Annotated in this window: 12 protein-coding genes; 10 read left to right on the forward strand and 2 right to left on the reverse strand. The window is 65.0% G+C overall.

What is annotated here, in order from left to right:
• Window positions 1–20 precede the first annotated feature (20 nt).
• Together moeB and RG19_RS06575 are read left to right on the forward strand one after the other, a co-directional pair.
• Window positions 21–1,160: a molybdopterin-synthase adenylyltransferase MoeB gene (gene moeB / locus RG19_RS06570; RefSeq protein ID WP_058834579.1), complete on the forward strand. Its 1,140-nt coding sequence runs from the start codon at window positions 21–23 to the stop codon at window positions 1,158–1,160.
• Window positions 1,161–1,263: 103 nt separating this feature from the next.
• A complete protein-coding gene (locus RG19_RS06575) occupies window positions 1,264–2,325 on the forward strand; it encodes a DUF2272 domain-containing protein (RefSeq protein WP_082672526.1) in 1,062 nt (353 codons plus the stop codon).
• A gap of 74 nt (window positions 2,326–2,399) precedes the next feature.
• On the opposite strand, the gene RG19_RS06580 is transcribed toward RG19_RS06575, so the two are convergent.
• Window positions 2,400–2,714, reverse strand: a complete 315-nt coding sequence (locus tag RG19_RS06580; RefSeq protein ID WP_058834581.1) for a DUF1244 domain-containing protein — start codon at window positions 2,712–2,714, stop codon at window positions 2,400–2,402.
• Between the two features lie 111 nt (window positions 2,715–2,825).
• On the opposite strand from RG19_RS06580, the gene folD reads away from it, so the two are divergent.
• The 8 genes from folD to RG19_RS06620 all read left to right on the forward strand — a co-directional run bounded on the left by folD (window position 2,826) and on the right by RG19_RS06620 (window position 15,413).
• On the forward strand, window positions 2,826–3,710 hold the full coding sequence (gene folD, locus RG19_RS06585) for a bifunctional methylenetetrahydrofolate dehydrogenase/methenyltetrahydrofolate cyclohydrolase FolD (protein WP_058834582.1): 885 nt from the start codon (window positions 2,826–2,828) through the stop codon (window positions 3,708–3,710).
• A 107-nt stretch (window positions 3,711–3,817) separates the two neighbouring features.
• Entirely contained in the window at window positions 3,818–5,275 is a 1,458-nt protein-coding gene (guaB, locus tag RG19_RS06590) for an IMP dehydrogenase (RefSeq protein ID WP_058834583.1), read from the forward strand.
• Window position 5,276: 1 nt separating this feature from the next.
• Window positions 5,277–5,546 (forward strand): hypothetical protein, encoded by a 270-nt coding sequence (locus RG19_RS06595; RefSeq protein ID WP_058834584.1) that lies wholly within the window; start codon window positions 5,277–5,279, stop codon window positions 5,544–5,546.
• A complete protein-coding gene (gene guaA / locus RG19_RS06600; protein WP_058834585.1) occupies window positions 5,543–7,123 on the forward strand; it encodes a glutamine-hydrolyzing GMP synthase in 1,581 nt (526 codons plus the stop codon). The genes RG19_RS06595 and guaA overlap by 4 nt, the downstream gene beginning before the upstream one ends.
• A gap of 441 nt (window positions 7,124–7,564) precedes the next feature.
• Window positions 7,565–9,157, forward strand: coding sequence for a class I SAM-dependent DNA methyltransferase (locus RG19_RS06605; RefSeq protein WP_058834586.1), 1,593 nt, complete (start codon window positions 7,565–7,567; stop codon window positions 9,155–9,157).
• Complete coding sequence (locus tag RG19_RS17195; RefSeq protein WP_082672527.1) at window positions 9,147–10,439, forward strand: restriction endonuclease subunit S; 1,293 nt, start codon at window positions 9,147–9,149, stop codon at window positions 10,437–10,439. The genes RG19_RS06605 and RG19_RS17195 overlap by 11 nt, the downstream gene beginning before the upstream one ends.
• The gene (locus tag RG19_RS06615) at window positions 10,436–12,202 is read left to right on the forward strand and encodes a GmrSD restriction endonuclease domain-containing protein (RefSeq protein WP_058834588.1); all 1,767 of its coding nucleotides are present in this window, start codon (window positions 10,436–10,438) and stop codon (window positions 12,200–12,202) included. Before RG19_RS17195 ends, RG19_RS06615 begins: the two co-directional genes overlap by 4 nt.
• 7 nt (window positions 12,203–12,209) lie before the next feature.
• Window positions 12,210–15,413, forward strand: coding sequence for a type I restriction endonuclease subunit R (locus RG19_RS06620; protein ID WP_058834589.1), 3,204 nt, complete (start codon window positions 12,210–12,212; stop codon window positions 15,411–15,413).
• Between the two features lie 117 nt (window positions 15,414–15,530).
• Here RG19_RS06620 and RG19_RS06625 read toward each other — a convergent pair whose 3' ends face one another.
• On the reverse strand, window positions 15,531–15,740 hold the full coding sequence (locus RG19_RS06625) for a helix-turn-helix domain-containing protein (RefSeq protein WP_058834590.1): 210 nt from the start codon (window positions 15,738–15,740) through the stop codon (window positions 15,531–15,533).
• Between the last annotated feature and the right edge of the window lie 352 nt (window positions 15,741–16,092).

Genomic DNA, 16,092 nt, shown 5'->3' on the forward strand with positions numbered 1-16,092 from the left:
GACGGGGGGATAATCCGCCCATGACAGCGACCGAGATTGCTCCCGAAGACGCGCGCCGGCGGCACCAGGCCGGCAGCCTCCTGATCGATGTGCGCGAAGCCCACGAACGCGACCTCGGCATGGCCGACGGCGCGGCCGGCATCGCCCTGGGCGACCTGGCCCGCGAGATCGCCGGTGTCGCCCCGGATCCCGATGCCGAAATCCTGCTGATCTGCCAGTCCGGCGGGCGGTCCGCGCAGGCCGTGGAACTGCTCGCCGCGCAGGGGTATCGACGCCCGCTGTCGGTCGCCGGCGGCACCTCGCGCTGGCAGGCCGAAGGCCTGCCGATGGGGGCGCCGGCCGAGGGCGTGGACCCGGATTTCCACGAGCGCTACGCGCGCCACCTGCGCCTGCCGGAGATCGGCGTGGACGGGCAGGCGCGCCTGGCCGAGGCGACCGTGCTGTTGATCGGCGCAGGTGGCCTGGGTTCGCCCGCGGCCTACTACCTGGCCGCGGCCGGCATCGGCCGCGTGCGCATCGCCGACGACGACGTCGTGGACCGCAGCAACCTGCAGCGCCAGATCCTGCACACCGATGCCCGCATCGGCAGCGCCAAGGTCGCCAGTGCGGCGACCGCGCTCACCGCGCTCAACCCCCGGGTGCGGGTGGAGGCGGTGGCCGAACGCGTCACCGCCGCAAACGTCGAGCGGCTGTTGGAGGGCGTGGACGTCGTCATCGACGGCGCGGACAACTTCCCCGTGCGCTACCTGCTCAACGACGCCTGCGTGAAGCTGGGCAAGCCGCTGGTCTACGGCGCCGTGCATCGCTTCGAGGGCCAGAGCAGCGTCTTCGACACCGCCGGGCGCCGCGGCCAGGCGCCGTGCTATCGCTGCCTGTTCCCGGAGCCGCCGCCGCCGGAGGCCGCGCCCAATTGCGCCGAGGCCGGCGTGCTCGGCGTGCTGCCCGGGGTGATCGGGCTGATCCAGGCGACCGAGGCGATCAAGCTGCTGCTCGGGATCGGCACGCCGCTGCGCGGTCGCCTGCTGCATTTCGACGCGCTCGACATGCGGTTCCGCGAAACCCGGCTGCACGCCGACCCGGACTGCCCGCTGTGCGCGCCCGGCCGGCCGTTCCCCGGCTACATCGACTACGTCGCCTTCTGCGCCGCGGGCACCGGCTGACGACCTCACGCCTCGTCGCGCCGGCCACGCCGACCCGCAGGCGTGGCGACGCCCTTCACGTCGCGACACGCAGGATCGACACGACTTTCCTACGGAGACGGCGATGCGGTCTGTCGCGATGGCCCTCGGCCTGATGCTGGTGTGGTGCGCATTGCTGGCGATGCCGGCGCCGGCGCACGCCGCCGATCCCTGTCCCTTGCTGCGCAGCCAGACGACCTCCGCCGAGACCGGGGTGAGAATCGCGGCCATCGCCTGCGAGGAGCACCTGCACTGGCATCGTCCTTTCATCGACGAGCGGGGGCGGGTGGCGGGCTCGGTGGTGCGCGAAGCGGAGACCGGGCTGCTGACCAATGGCGAGCAGGCCTGGCGCCGCGTCGCCACCTACTGGCGCGACAGCGGGCTGCTCCCGGCCGCCGCCGGGCGTCCGGGCGCCATGGATTGTGCTTATGCGCCGTACGCCACGACGCCGTCGCCGGCCTGCCGCGCCTTCGTCGTGGATACGCCGTGGTCGGCCGCGTTCGTGTCGTGGGTGATGCGTCGCGCGGCGCTGCCCGGCTTCAATGCCGCGGCCAGCCACGTGGCGTACGTGCGCGATGCCTATCGCTCGCCGGAGACCAGCGCCTACCGCGTGGCCGCGCCGGAATCGGCGCCGGTCCGTCCGGGCGATCTGCTGTGCTACGTGCGTGCCGCCAACCGCGTGTTCGGGTTCCAGGGGCTGGCCCAACTGCTGGCCGGCGGCGAGGAAGGCCTCGGGATGCACTGCGACGTGATCGTCGGCACGGACCCGGGGCAGGGCCTGGCCTGGCTGGTCGGCGGCAACGTGTTCGATGCGGTCACCTCGCGCACCTTGCCGCTCAGCGCGGGCGGGCACCTGCAGGGGTTGTCCATGCGCCAGTCGGACGATCCGGCCTGCAGTCCGGAGTGGCCGTCCGCCTGCGACGCCAACCGGCAGGACTGGACCGTGCTGCTGCAACTGCAGCCGGAGCAGACGCTGGCCGGCCTGACACCGGCTCCGGCCTGGCCGCCGTTGCAGGAGACCGCACCCACCGGCGCCCCCATGTCCGCACCCGGCCCGGGCGCGGTACCGACCGCGCCGCGACCGACGCAGATGTGTTGCATCGAATGCGTCGCCGGCGACGGCCTGCCGCGCTGCCCGGTGCGTTAGACCGCACGCGCCGTCACGGGCGTCCGCAACACGGGTTTCGATGTGGCCGTACCGGCCATCAGCCCATCAACCCATCAGCGCGGGTGCGCGCGTTGCGCGGCCTCGAACGCGGCGACCTGCTCGGGCGTGGCCTCGCGCTGGTGCTGCGCCTTCCACTCGGCGAACGGCATGCCGTAGATCCGCTCGCGGGCGGCGTCCTTGTCCATGGCGATGTCGTGCTCGGCGGCGGCCTCGCGGTACCAGTCGGCCAGGCAGTTGCGGCAGAAGCCGGCCAGGATCATCAGGTCGATGTTCTGCACATCGGGCCGGCGCTCATTGAGGTGCTGCAGCAGGCGCCGAAACGCGGCGGCCTCGAGCGCGGTCTGGGTGTCCGGTGTGGGGTCGGTCATGGGGCGTGTCGATCGGGGGGAAGAAGCGTCCAGCTTGGCCCGCCCACGCCGCGCCTGCAAACCCGCCCCGGCTTCGGCGACAATAGCGCGCCGCGATCCACCACAGTGCCCATGACGCCCGATTCCGATCCTTCGGCCCGCATCCTCGACGGCCGCCGCATCGCCGATTCCCTGCTCGACGAACTGCGCCTGCGGGTCGACGCGCGGGTCGCGGCCGGCGGCAACCGGCCCGGGCTGGCGGTGGTGCTGGTCGGCGGCGATCCGGCGTCGCAGTCGTACGTGCGCAACAAGCGCCGGGCGGCGGAGAAGGTCGGCATCCGCGCGATCGACATCGATCTGCCCGCCGACACCGGCGAAGCCGAACTCGAAACCCTGATCGACCGGCTCAATGCCGATCCCGAGGTCGACGGCATCCTGATCCAGCTGCCGCTGCCGGGCATTCCCGATGCCAACCGGCTCATCCAGCGCATCGATCCGCGCAAGGACGTCGACGGCTTCCACCCCGAGAACGTCGGCCGCCTGGTGCTGCGCCAGTTCGGCCTGCGGCCGTGCACGCCGCGCGGCATCACCACGCTGCTGGCGTACACCGACCGCCCGGTGCGCGGGCAGAACGCCACCATCGTCGGCGTGTCCAACCACGTCGGCCGGCCGATGGCACTGGAGCTGATGATCGCCGGCTGCACGGTGACCACCTGCCACCGGTTCACGCCGCCCGACATCCTGCAGCAGCGCGTCGGCGAGGCGGACATCCTCGTGGTCGCGGTGGGCCGCCCGGGCATCGTGCCCGGCGAGTGGGTCAAGCCGGGCGCCGTGGTCATCGACGTCGGCATCAACCGCACCGACGACGGCCGGCTGGTGGGCGACGTGGGCTTCGCCGCCGCGGCGCAGCGGGCCAGCTGGATCACGCCGGTGCCGGGCGGGGTCGGGCCGATGACCGTCGCCACCCTGATGCAGAACACGCTGGAGGCGGCCGAGGCCGCGGATCGCGCCCGCTGAAGGCCGCGGCCGACACCACCGCCGCACCGCGGCGTTCCAGCGATCACGTAGCGGCCGAAGCCCCCGGCACGCTACAATGGCGCGCTTCTCCCCCTCCGGTCCGCGCCATGCTGCGTATCCAGGTCGAAGCACTCACCTACGACGATGTCTCCCTCGTCCCGGCGCATTCGAACATCCTGCCCAAGGACGTTTCGCTCGCCACCCGCCTGACCCGCGACCTGCGCCTGAACATGCCCATCGTCTCCGCGGCGATGGACACCGTGACCGAGGCGCGCCTGGCCATCGCCATGGCCCAGCTCGGCGGCATCGGCATCGTCCACAAGAACATGACCCTCGACCGTCAGGCCGCGGAAGTGGCCCGGGTGAAGAATTTCGAGGCCGGGGTGATCCGCGAGCCGTTCACCGTCGGCCCGGACACCACCATCGGCGAAGTGCTCAAGCTCACCCGTGCGCGCAACATCTCCGGCGTGCCGGTGGTGGAGGGCGGCCAGCTGGTCGGCATCGTCACCGGGCGCGACATGCGCTTCGAGACCCGCCACGACGACCCGGTGCGCAACGTCATGACCCGCAAGGAGCGCCTGGTCACCGTGCGCGAGGGCGCCACCGACGACGAAGTGCTCGGCCTGCTGCACAAGCACCGCATCGAGAAGGTGCTGGTGGTCAACGACGGCTTCGAGCTGCGCGGCCTGATCACCGTCAAGGACATCCAGAAGGCGCGCGACAACCCCAACGCGGCCAAGGACGCGGAAGAGCAGCTGCTCGTCGGCGCGGCCGTGGGCGTGGGCGGCGACACCGAAGCGCGCGTGGAGGCCCTGGTGGCCGCCGGCGTCGACGTGGTGATCGTCGATACCGCGCACGGGCACGCCCAGGGCGTGATCGACCGCGTGACCTGGGTCAAGAAGACCTTCCCGCGGGTGCAGGTGGTCGGCGGCAACATCGTCACCGGCGACGCCGCGCTCGCGCTGATGGACGCCGGCGCCGATGCGGTCAAGGTCGGCGTGGGCCCGGGTTCGATCTGTACCACGCGCATGGTCGCCGGTGTCGGCGTGCCGCAGGTGACCGCGGTGTCGATGGTGGCCGAGGCCCTGCAGGACCGCATCCCGCTGATCGCCGACGGTGGCATCCGCTTCTCCGGCGACATCGGCAAGGCGATCGCCGCCGGTGCCTCCACGGTGATGATCGGCGGCCTGTTCGCCGGCACCGAGGAATCCCCGGGCGAGACCGAACTGTTCCAGGGTCGCAGCTACAAGAGCTACCGCGGCATGGGCTCGCTGGGCGCGATGGAGAAGGGCTCCAAGGACCGCTACTTCCAGGATTCGGCCGATGCCGACAAGCTGGTCCCCGAAGGCATCGAAGGCCGCGTGCCGTACCGCGGCCCGCTGTCGGGCGTGGTCCACCAGCTGGCCGGCGGCCTGCGCGCCACCATGGGCTACGTGGGCTGCGCGACCATCGACGACATGCGCACCCGGCCGTCCTTCGTGAAGATCACCGGCGCCGGACAGCGCGAAAGCCATGTCCACGACGTGCAGATCACCAAGGAACCGCCGAACTACCGGATGGGCTGACGTGCGCCGTGCCCGCAAGACCGGCGCCGACGCCGCGCCGTCCGCACGCCCGCCCATGCGCCGCCGCCGTCTCGGCCTCGGCATGGGCATCCTGGCGGCGATCGTCGTCGTGCTGATGGGCCTGCAGTGGTACCGCGGGCACCAGCTCGTCGATTCCTGCACCGGCAACGGCGGCCGCTGGGACGCCGAGCGTCAGGCCTGCACCTTCGGCGGGCCCGACAGCGCGCCGTCCACCTCCACACCCGCACCTCCAGAGCCCGCGCCGCAATGACCGATCTGCACAGCGACAAGATCCTCATCCTCGATTTCGGCGCGCAGTACACGCAGCTGATCGCCCGCCGCATCCGCGAGCTGGGCGTCTACTGCGAAATCTGGGCCTGGGACCACGATCCAGCCGAGATCGCCGCGTTCGCGCCCAAGGGGATCATCCTGTCGGGCGGCCCGGAATCGACCACCGAACACGGCTCGCCGCGCGCCCCGCAAGAAGTGTTCGACAGCGACCTGCCGCTGCTGGGCATCTGCTACGGCATGCAGACCATGGCCAAGCAGCTGGGCGGCGAGACCGAGGCCGCCGACGCGCGCGAATACGGCCATGCCGAAGTCGCCATCGTCGCCCGGGACCGCCTGTTCGAAGGCCTGAGCGACCACGCCGATGCGCAGCGTCTCGACGTGTGGATGAGCCACGGCGACCACGTCAGCGCCGCGCCGCCCGAGTTCACCGTCACCGCCAGCACCGACCGCGTGCCGGTGGCCGCGTTCGCCAACGAGGCCAAGCGCTGGTACGGCGTGCAGTTCCACCCCGAAGTCACCCACACCAAGCAGGGCCAGGCGCTGCTGCGGCGCTTCATCGTCGACATCTGCGGCTGCGCCACGCTGTGGACCGCGGCCAACATCATCGACGACCAGATCGCCCGCGTGCGCGAGCAGGTGGGCAATGACGAAGTGATCCTCGGCCTGTCCGGCGGCGTGGATTCCTCCGTCGTCGCCGCGCTGCTGCACAAGGCCATCGGCCCGCAGCTGACCTGCGTCTTCGTCGACACCGGCCTGCTGCGGCTGGGGGAGGGCGACCAGGTCATGGCGACCTTCGCCGACGCCTCCAGCGCGCACGGCCTCGGCGTGCGGGTGATCCGCGTCGACGCGCGCGAGCGCTACTTCAGCGCGCTCGCCGGCGTCAGCGACCCGGAAGCCAAGCGCAAGATCATCGGCAACCTCTTCGTCGAGATCTTCGACGAAGAGTCCAACAAGCTCACCAATGCCAAGTGGCTGGCGCAGGGCACCATCTACCCCGACGTCATCGAGTCGGCCGGCAGCAAGACCGGCAAGGCCCATGTCATCAAGAGCCACCACAACGTCGGCGGCCTGCCCGAGCACATGAAGATGGGCCTGGTCGAACCGCTGCGCGAGCTGTTCAAGGACGAAGTGCGGCGCCTCGGCGTGGAACTCGGCCTGCCGCGCGAGATGGTCTACCGCCACCCGTTCCCGGGCCCGGGCCTGGGCGTGCGCATCCTCGGCGAGGTCAAGGCCGAGTACGCCGAGATCCTGGCCAAGGCCGACCACATCTTCATCGAGGAACTGCGCAAGGCCGACCTCTACGACCAGACCAGCCAGGCCTTCGCCGTGTTCCTGCCGGTCAAGTCCGTCGGCGTCGTCGGCGACGCCCGCGCCTACGAATGGGTGATCTCGCTGCGCGCCGTGGAGACCATCGACTTCATGACCGCCCACTGGGCGCACCTGCCGTACGACTTCCTCGGCCGCGTTTCGAACCGGATCATCAACGAGGTGCGTGGGGTGTCGCGGGTGGTGTACGACATCAGTGGGAAGCCGCCGGCTACGATTGAGTGGGAGTGAGTTGGTCTCCCGCGCGCTGATCGCTCAAACAAGCAAGCCCGCCAGAGTGCGGGCTTTTTTTGGCGCCGTTGCGGGCGCGAACGCAGCAACCCATAGTCTTTTGGATGCGCTTGACTGGGAGCGGCGCGCTGGAAGTGCGCCGACGTCCCTTCCTCGGCGACAATCCCAATCTTGATTGTCTTGTTGGGGTTAAACGCGATGTCGTCGGAGTCACTAGCAGCAAAGTTCATCGCAGGCCTTCAGGAACTGGGAGGCTCCGCAGGCAATGGCAGTTTGCGCAATCAGTTGGGCTGGGCCGATAGCACCTATCAGCGCATCAAGCTGCAGCTGATCGAGGGAGGTAAGGTCGTTCCCGGCCGTGGTCGCGGAGGCTCGGTGGCTCTTGTGCAATCCGTCCAGTTGTCGAAGCCGGCAGGTGGGGACGGAGCGGGGCGTCGAGTCATGGCTGCACCGGCGAAGGTCAAGAAAAAGGCGGTGGCAAATGATTCTGGCCGCAGTGCTGGCCAACTCGGGTTTGAAGCCGAGCTCTTCAAAACTGCGGACAAGCTTCGGGGCAACATGGAGCCCAGCGACTACAAGCATGTCGTCCTGGGCCTGATCTTTCTCAAGTACATCTCCGATGCCTTCGAGGCCCGCCACGCAGAACTTTTGGCTGAGGACCCGAAAGCCGCCGAGGACAAGGACGAGTACCTCGCCGACAACGTGTTCTGGGTGCCGAAAGGCGCGCGCTGGTCGCACCTGAAGGCCAATGCAAAGCGCCCCGAAATTGGCACCCTGATCGACGACGCCATGCGCGCCATCGAGAAGGACAACGATTCGCTCAAAGGCGTGCTGCCCAAGGACTACGCCCGCCCCGCGCTCAACAAGGTAATGCTGGGCGAGCTGATCGATTTGATCTCCGGTATCGCCATGAACGAAGCCGGCGACAAGTCAAAGGATGTACTGGGCCGCGTTTACGAGTATTTCCTCAGTCAATTCGCCGGCGCCGAAGGCAAGCGCGGTGGCGAGTTCTACACCCCGCGTTCGGTGGTGCAGGTACTGGTACAAATGATCGAGCCCTACTCAGGCCGCATCTACGACCCCTGCTGCGGAAGCGGCGGAATGTTCGTGCAGAGCGAAAAGTTCGTGCTGCAGCATGGTGGACGCATTGGCGACATCGCCATCTACGGCCAAGAAAGCAACTACACCACTTGGCGCCTGGCCAAGATGAACCTCGCTGTGCGCGGCATAGACAGCGACATCCGTTGGAACAACGAGGGCAGCTTCCACAAGGACGAACTGCGCGACCTGCGCTTCGACCATATCCTGGCCAACCCGCCTTTCAACATCTCCGATTGGGGTGGCGACCGCTTACGTGAAGACCCGCGCTGGGTATTCGGCGCGCCGCCCGTAAGCAACGCCAACTACGCTTGGCTGCAGCACATTCACTGGCATCTGGCACCCTTCGGCACAGCCGGCGTTGTGCTGGCCAACGGCTCGATGAGCGCCAACCAGAGCGGAGAAGGCGAGATCCGCAAGGCCATGGTCGAGGCCGACGCGGTGGACTGTATGGTGGCGCTGCCCGGGCAGTTGTTCTACTCCACCCAGATTCCCGCTTGCGTATGGTTCCTGGCGCGCGACAAATCCAATGGCAAGCGCGGCAATGAAACCCTGCGTGACCGCCGAGGCGAATTGCTGTTCATCGACGCCCGCAATATGGGCACGTTGGTGGATCGCACGCGGCGCGAACTGACAGATGCCGATATCCAGAAGATCGCCGATGCCTACCATGCCTGGCGCGGCGAGAAGAAGGCTGGGAAGTACGCAGACATCCCCGGCTTCTGTAAAAGCGCCACCCTCGAAGAAATCCGCAAGCATGGTTATGTGCTCACGCCCGGCCGCTATGTTGGCACCGAGGCCCCCGAGGCTGACGGCGAAACCTTCTCCGACAAGCTGCAGCGCCTCAACACCCAGTGGCGCGAGCAGCAGCATCAAGCGGCGAGACTGGATGCGACGATTGAAGCCAACCTGAGGGAGCTTGGGTATGGCGGCTGAAGTCAATAATCGAACTTTGGGCGATTACTTCACCCTACAGCGGGGGACAACGTACAAGAGCTCGCTACTGGGAAGCCCGGGGCCAGTTCTTCTTGGACTGGCCACCATCAAAAGGAACGGTGGGTTTCGATCAGACTCGCTTAAGACTTACGGCGGAGACTCACAGGGAAAACTGCTTGTTCGCGCTGGCGAGCTTTATTTGTCATTGAAGGACGTGACGCAATCCGCCGATCTTCTGGGTGCTGTTGCCAGACTTCCACCGGAACATGCCCCCGGCCGTCTGACGCAAGACACAGTGAAGCTTGCCCCCAAGTCCGCGGACGCTCCTTTGGACTACCTCTACTGGCTCCTTCGCACTCCCCATTACCGAGCGTACTGCCGCTCTCATGCAACCGGCACCACCAATCTTGGGCTCGCGCGGGAGGATTTCCTTGCTTTTCCTGCACCGGCACCAACGGCCCAGCAGCATAAGATTGTCGAGACGCTCAACGCGCTCGACGACAGGATCGAACTTAACCGCCGCCGCAACCAGACCCTTGAGGCCATGGTGTCCGCCCTGTTCAAGGACTGGTTCGTCGACTTCGGCCCCGTCCGCGCCAAGATCGAAGGCCTCGAATCCTACCTGCCCACCGACCTCTGGTACCTCTTCCCCGACCGCGTCGACGACGAAGGCAACCCGGAGGGGTGGCGAACAGGAACGCTCAGCGATGTCGCGTCGCATCCGCGTCGAAGCGTTCAACCAAACAAAATTAAAGCGGATACTCCCTACATTGCGCTTGAGCACATGCCGAGGCAGTGCATTGCACTATCCGATTGGGGTGACGCTAACGACCTCGAAAGCAACAAGTTCGAGTTCAGAAAGGGAGAGGTCCTTTTCGGAAAGCTTCGTCCATACTTTCACAAGGTTGGCGTCGCCGCGATTGATGGCGTCTGCTCGACAGATATTTTGGTTATTGACGCTAAAGATGCACGCTGGTTTGGATTCGTACTCGGCCATTTATCGAGTAAGAAGTTCGTCGAGTACACAAATGCTGGATCGACTGGGACAAGGATGCCTCGAACAAGTTGGTCTGAGATGGCCCGTTACGAGTTTGCACTTCCGCCTGCACCCGTCGCAGAGGCTTTCAACAAGATTGTGGGCCCGTGGATTGAACAAATCATCGCCAGCATTCACGAATCCCGCACCCTCGTCCAGCTCCGCGATACCCTCCTGCCCAAACTGATCACCGGCGAGCTGCGCATCGCCGATGCCGAGCGATTCATCGAGGAGCGCGCTGCATGAGCGACATGAAGACCTGCTTCAAGCGCGTGGACTATGACCTGTCCAACCTGCTGCATTATCTCGATATCGGCGATGTCGGGCTGCCGGACATCCAGCGGCCCTTCGTCTGGTCCAACGCGAAGGTGCGCGACTTGTTCGACTCGATGTATCGCGGCTTCCCGGTGGGCTACTTCCTGTTCTGGGAGAACGCCCAGACCAATGGCGTGAAGCAGATCGGCGTGGGGGCGAAGGCCCACAGCGCGCCTTCGCGCTTGATCGTGGACGGCCAGCAGCGTCTGACCTCGCTGTACGCAGTGTTTCGCGGCAAGCGGGTGCTGGACGAGGACTATCGCGAACGCAAGATCGAGATTGCGTTCTGCCCGCGCACCGGTGCTTTCGAGGTGGCTGATGCAGCGATCAAGCGCGACCCGGAGTGGATCCCCAACATCTCCGAGTTGTGGGCTTCGGGCAATTCCAGCTTCAAGATGGTAAAGGGCTTCCTCAAGACGCTGGGAGCCAAGGCCGCACTGAGCGACGACGAAGAAGAGCACATCAGCCACAACCTCGACCGGCTGTTCGACTTGCAGAAGTACCCGTTCACGGCACTGGAAATTGCAGCGACCGTGGACGAGGAGCAGGTGGCTGACATCTTCGTGCGGATCAACAGCGAAGGCGTGAAACTCAACCAGGCGGACTTCCTGCTGACCCTGCTGTCGGTGTTCTGGGATCAGGGCAGGGCGGAACTGGAACAGTTTTGCCGGCGCTCGCGGCAGCCCCCGGCCGCCGGTGGGCAGGCCTCTCCCTTTAACCACTTCATCGAGCCAGATCCCGATCAGATGTTACGGGTATCTGTGGCGCTGGGGTTCTCCCGTGGGCGGCTGCAGAGCGTGTACCAAGTGCTGCGCGGCAAGGACCTGGAAACAGGCCAGTTCTCAGCCGAGCATCGCGATGCCCAGTTCAATGTGTTACGGGAGGCGCAGGCCAAAGCACTGGACCTGACATGTTGGCACCAGTTCCTCAGTGCATTGGTGGGCGCAGGCTATCGCAGCGGAGAGATGATCTCGTCGCGGAATGCGTTGCTGTATGCCTATGCGGTGTACCTGATCGGCCGCACCCAATGCCGTGTGCCAGAGCATCAGTTGCAGAAGGTCATCGGTCGCTGGTTTTTTTTCGCCAGCCTGACCGGACGTTACACCAGTTCGCCAGAATCGGTGATGGACGGCGATCTCAACCGCTTGCGCGGCGTCAACGATGCGGCGCGTTTCGTCGCGGTACTTGACGAGTTGATCGGCAATCAGCTGACCGGCGATTTCTGGACAACCACGCTACCTGCCGACCTCAACAGCTCATCGGCGCGCAATCCGGCGCTGTTTGCCTATGTGGCGGCACAGAACCGCCTGAGCGCGCCCGTGCTGTTTTCGCACAAGAAGGTGAGCGACCTGCTGGATCCTGCATTGAAGACCAGGAAGAAGGCGCTGGAGCGGCATCATCTGTTCCCGCGCGGTTGGTTGAAGAAGCAGGGTGAGGAGGATCTGAAGGTAATCAACCAGATGGCCAATTACGCCTTGTTGGAATGGCCAGAAAACATCGACATCAGCGATGACCCGCCGCAGGTCTATGTGCCGAAGATCAAGGCGCGTTTCAGCGCGGACGAGTGGCGGCGCATGCACGACCTACACGCCTTGCCCGAAGGGTGGGAGCAGATGACCTATCCTGACTTCCTGATGGCGCGCCGCAAGTTGATGGCCGACATCGTACGACGCGGCTTTGAAACCCTGAGGTAGCGGACGGATGGCCTTTATCTCCGAAGCCCTGCTGGAATCCGCGCTGCTCACGCAGCTCTCCTCGCTGGGCTATGCCTGCGCCTCGGATGAAGTTATCGGCCCCGACGGCAAAAATCCGGAGCGGGACGCCTACGATGAGGTGGTGCTGAAGGCGCGACTGGCCGCCGCCGTGGCGCGCCTGAACCCTTTGCTGCCCCCCGAGGCGCAGGCCGATGCCGTTCGCCGCCTGACGCAATCGGAATTGCCCCACCTGCTTGAGGAGAACCGCCGCATCCATCGCCTTCTGACCGAAGGCGCCGATGTGGAGTACTACGCGGACGATGGCACGCTGACGGCGGGCAAGGTACGGTTGATCGACTTCGAGCAACTCGCCAATAACGACTGGCTGGCGGTACAACAGTTCACCGTGGTGGCGAACCAGTCCAAGAGGCGGCCGGACGTGGTCGTGTTCGTCAACGGCCTGCCGCTGGCAGTGATCGAGCTCAAGGCCCCTGGCGGGGAGAACGCAACGTTGGCCAGCGCGTTCAATCAGTTGCAGACCTATAAGCAGCAGGTCCCGGCGCTGTTCCGCAGCAATGCGTTGCTGGTCACGTCCGATGGTCTATCGGCGCGGGTGGGCTCGCTGTCGGCGGATCAGGAGCGCTTCATGCCTTGGCGCACCACCGATGGCACACGGATCGAGCCCAAAGGCATGCCGGAGATGGCGACGCTGATCGAGGGCGCTTTCGAGCAGGGCCGCTTCCTCGATCTGTTGCGCCATTTCACCGTGTTCGGCGAGACCGGCGGCGGGCTGGTCAAGATCATCGCCGGCTACCACCAGTTCCATGCGGTCAAGAAAGCTGTGGCGTCTACACTGCGGGCCAGCCGCAAGAACTGGCAGGCCGAAGACCCGGCCGGGTATGGGTTGCCCAGCGTCAAGGACCAGCCGGCTGGCGACCACAAGGCCGGGGTGATCTGGCACACACAGGGGTCGGGCAAGAGCCTGCTGATGGCCTTCTACGCTGGCCTGCTGGTGTTCGATCCGCGAATGGCCAATCCCACGCTTGTGGTGTTGACCGACCGCAACGACCTAGACGACCAGCTCTTCGCCACCTTCGCCATGTGCAAGGACCTGCTGCGGCAGACGCCGGTGCAGGCGCAGGATCGGGCGCATCTGCGCGCCTTGCTCAACCGGGCTTCCGGTGGCGTGATCTTCACTACCTTGCAGAAGTTCTCCCCCGCGTCGGATGCGAGCGATTTTCCAACGCTGACCGATCGCGCCAACGTGGTAGTGATCGCTGATGAAGCGCATCGCAGCCAGTATGGATTCAAGGCCAAGATAGCCGGCAAAACAGGCGAAATTGCGTACGGATTTGCGAAGCACCTGCGCGACGGGCTGCCCAACGCTTCTTTCATTGGATTCACTGGCACGCCCATCGAAGCCACAGACGTGAACACGCCGGCGGTGTTCGGGCATTACATCGACATCTACGACATCAGCCGCGCCGTGGAAGACGGTGCAACCGTGCCGATCTATTACGAATCGCGGCTGGCACGCATTGAGTTTAATGAGAACGAGAAACCGCGCATCGACAGCGAGATCGACGCACTGCTCGAAGGTGAGGACGAATCGAGCGCGGAGCGTGCCAAACAGAAATGGAGCACGGTGGAGGCATTGGTTGGCAGTAACAAGCGCCTCAGCCTTGTAGCCTCTGATCTCGTGCAGCACTTCGAAGACCGGATAGCGGCCCTTCACGGCAAGGCGATGATGGTGTGCATGAGCCGGCGCATCTGCGTGGCGCTCTATGATCAGATCGTCAGACTGCGACCGGCTTGGCACAGCAGCGACGACGCTGCAGGCAGCGTCAAAATCGTGATGACAGGAGCAGCATCTGATCCCGTGGAATGGCAACAGCACATGGGGAATAAGGCGCGCCGCGATCTGTTGGGCAAGCGCGCGCGGGACCCGAAGGATCCACTGCAGTTGGTGATCGTGCGCGACATGTGGCTGACCGGGTTCGACGCGCCCAGCATGCACACGATGTACATCGACAAGCCGATGCGAGGCCACGGTCTGATGCAGGCCATCGCGAGGGTCAACAGGGTGTTTCGCGACAAGCCTGCCGGCTTGATCGTGGATTACATTGGCATTGCCCAGAACCTCAAATCTGCACTTGCGCAGTACTCTAAGCCCGATCAGGACAAGACCGGCATCGATGAGTCCCAAGCTGTGGCGGTGCTGCTTGAGAAGTACGAGATCGTTCGCGACATGTTCTACGGCTTCGATTACAGCACCGGTCTCGGCGGCGCGCCAAGCGATCGACTGATCATAATGGCCGGAGCTATTGAGTGGATTCTCGAAAAACAGCAGCAGTGGGCCAGTGCAGAAAAGACGCCGGATGCAAAAAATAAGGCTCGGCGGCGCTTTGCAGACGGTGTGCTGGCACTATCCAAGGCCTTCGCCCTGGCAGCGAGTTCGGATGAGGCGCGCGGTATTCGCGAAGAAGTCGGCTTTTTCCAGGCGATCCGCGCTGCGCTGGTCAAGACATCCGCTAGTGCTGGTGTTACACGGCAGGATCGTGACTTGGCAATACAGCAGATCGTCAGTCGTGCAGTGGTGTCTACTGAGATCGTCGATATCCTCGCTGCTGCGGGAATCCAGTCGCCGGATATCTCAATCCTGTCGGACGAGTTTCTTGCTGAAGTGCAGCAGATGGAGAAGAAGAATCTAGGATTGGAGGCTCTGCGCAAACTTTTGAACGACAGCATTCGCTCACGTACCCGCACTAACGTGGTCGAGACGCGAGCTTTCACCGTGAGGCTAGAAGACGCCATCGCGCGCTATCACGCCAATGCGGTCACGACGGCGGAAGTGCTACATGAATTGATCAGATTGGCAAAGGACATTCGCGCAGCGCGGCAACGCGGAGAGGAGCAGGGACTTTCGCCGGACGAGGTCGCGTTCTACGACGCGTTGGCCGAGAACAACAGTGCAGTCGAAGCGATGGGAGACGATCAGCTGCGTGTGATTGCGCACGAACTTCTCACCAGCCTTCGCGACAACGTGTCGGTTGATTGGGCGCACCGTGAGTCAGCGAGAGCCCGGATGCGCGTTCTAGTAAAGCGGATTCTTCGCCGGTATGGCTATCCGCCGGATCTGCAGGACGCCGCCGTGCGGACAGTGCTGCAACAGGCAGAGGCATTGTCGTCTATCTGGGCTACATCCGCCTAAGCTGCGGTCGGAAAGCGGTTCTGGATTCACTTCCTGGCGGGAACGGACATCTCCCTGGCGGACTATGCGACTCAACTTCACAGAAAAATTCCGAAGAGGTCAGCCGTGGGCTACGAATCAGGCTTGACCGATGTCCCTCTCGAACCGCCGCACGAAGCCGGTGAGGTCCTTCTTGCAGGCTGCGCAGTACTCACGCAGCTGAAGCAGATCCAGCCGCCTTACACCGCGCTCAACATCGCTCACGTATGACTGAGGCCGATCCAGCGCAGCTGACAGCTCGGTCTGCGGCAGGTCAGCCTTGACCCGCATTTCGCGGAGCAAAAACATGGGTTGGAGTGCGGTTTCCGAGTCCCGCGTCTGACTTCCGTCAAATGAACGATTCGTGTCGGCTTCAAGGAGGTCGGCCCGTATTCCCCGCGGACAATTCCTACAGCCCGATGTCGCAATAACGCCGCCCTTGACCTTGACGCCGCCGCGCGCCGCGTAGCAGACTCGATCCCAAGGAGCGTAGAAACTCCTCTCATAGCGGTCCCCACCTCCGTCAATCTGGTGGGTTTTTTGTGCCTGCACACTTGCAGGCATGGACCGACGCGATGCCTGCGTCGGGAGGGCGGCTAATACAACACCCTTCGGGGAAATACGCCCGCCGGCTATGAGCGGTTTCTAACCTCCCGACTTC

It is taken from the genome of Luteimonas abyssi (assembly GCF_001482195.1).
Classification (GTDB): domain Bacteria; phylum Pseudomonadota; class Gammaproteobacteria; order Xanthomonadales; family Xanthomonadaceae; genus Luteimonas; species Luteimonas abyssi.